Here is a 1,358-nt window from a genome sequence, read left to right on the forward strand (position 1 = left end):
ACAAGGTAGCCGTACCGGAAGGTGCGGCTGGATCACCTCCTTTCTAAGGAGCATACAAACAACCGTGTTTCTGCACCCGATCGTGGTGCGGCACGAGTGTGTTCACGGGTGAAACATCAAACGAACTCAAAGCTCTACCGACTCATTCGGTTGTAGCTGGGTTGTCGCCGGCCGCGAGGCCAGCGCGTTTATCGCACACTATCGGGGTTCTGAGAGAACGCAAGTTTTCTCCGGATGTCGAATATCGCGCAGCTCTGCTGAGGTGTCTTGTGATGAGACGCGGAGGAGTATGCGGACGTTCGATGTGTGTTGTTTGAGAAGTGCATAGTGGATGCGAGCATCTTTATTTTTGCAATGCATACAAGTTTTTTGGTTGTGTGTTTTGTCGAGTTTTTGTGTCTACATTCGTGCCTGCGCGTTGTGTGTGGGTGTGTTTGTAGGTGTTGTTGTAAGTGTTTTAGGGCGTTCGGTGGATGCCTTGGTACCAGGAGCCGATGAAGGACGTGGTAGGCCGCGATAGTCCTCGGGGAGTTGTCAAACGAGCTGTGATCCGAGGGTGTCCGAATGGGGAAACCCAGCACGAGTGATGTCGTGTTACCACCAGCTGAATGTATAGGCTGTGTGGGGGGAACGTGGGGAAGTGAAACATCTCAGTACCCATAGGAAGAGAAAACAATTGTGATTCCGTGAGTAGTGGCGAGCGAAAGCGGAGGAGGCTAAACCATGCGCATGTGATACCGGGTAGGGGTTGTGTGTGTGGTGTTGTGGGGTTCATCTTCTCCGATCTACCTGTCGGGGCGTGAGTGATAAATGCTGCATGTTAGGTGAAGTGGCCTGGAATGGTCTGCCGTAGACGGTGAGAGTCCGGTAGCTGAAAACGTGTGGTCTTGCGTGATGGGTGCCCAAGTAGCAGCGGGCTCGTGGAATCTGCTGTGAATCTGCCGGGACCACCCGGTAAGCCTGAATACTTCCTGGTGACCGATAGCGGACAAGTACCGTGAGGGAAAGGTGAAAAGTACCCCGGGAGGGGAGTGAAATAGTACCTGAAACCGGACGCTTACAATCCGTCAAAGCCTGCGAATCATTTGGTTGGTTGTGGGTGATGGCGTGCCTTTTGAAGAATGAGCCTGCGAGTTAGTGCTCGGTGGCAAGGTTAACCCGTGTGGGGTAGCCGTAGCGAAAGCGAGTCTGAATAGGGCGTGGAGTCGCCGGGTCTAGACCCGAAGCGGAGTGATCTACCCATGGCCAGGGTGAAGCGTCGGTAAGACGTCGTGGAGGCCCGAACCCACTTCAGTTGAAAATGGAGGGGATGAGTTGTGGGTAGGGGTGAAAGGCCAATCAAACTCCGTGATAGCTGG

The 1,358-nt window shown here is 53.8% G+C and carries 1 rRNA gene; it reads left to right on the forward strand.

The window, feature by feature from the left end:
- Window positions 1-446: 446 nt before the first annotated feature.
- Window positions 447-1,358 (forward strand): 23S ribosomal RNA (locus RT323_RS16660); the annotation flags it as partial.

This window comes from Aeromicrobium sp., from assembly GCF_032084975.1.
Lineage (GTDB): Bacteria > Actinomycetota > Actinomycetes > Propionibacteriales > Nocardioidaceae > Aeromicrobium.